Source organism: Nocardioides sp. CF8, assembly GCF_000389985.1.
In the GTDB taxonomy this organism is placed as follows: Bacteria; Actinomycetota; Actinomycetes; order Propionibacteriales; family Nocardioidaceae; genus Nocardioides; species Nocardioides allogilvus.
Genome location: NZ_CM001852.1, coordinates 4,212,890 through 4,213,145, shown reverse-complemented (window position 1 = coordinate 4,213,145; position 256 = coordinate 4,212,890). Strand labels below are relative to the sequence as shown.

At 63.3% G+C, this 256-nt stretch carries 1 protein-coding gene; it reads left to right on the top strand.

Going from position 1 to position 256, the window contains the following annotated elements; translation table 11 throughout:
- Positions 1 to 256: integrase core domain-containing protein (locus CF8_RS21765; protein ID WP_156887350.1), on the top strand; the 256-nt coding region annotated here is incomplete at both ends.

Below are 256 nucleotides of genomic sequence, written 5' to 3'. Positions count from 1 at the left end.
TGGCGCGACGCCTGTGCGGAGCTCGACATCGTCCACAAACGGACCCGGCCCTACCGGCCCCAGACCAACGGGAAGATCGAGCGATTTCACCGCACCCTGGGCGACGGCTGGGCCTACGCACGGTTCTACGACTCAACCGAGCAACGCAACATCGCCCTACCCGGGTGGCTTCATTTCTACAATCACCACCGAGCCCACTCCGCTATCGGAGCCAAGCCACCGATCACCCGACTGACCAACGTGCCTGGACATCACA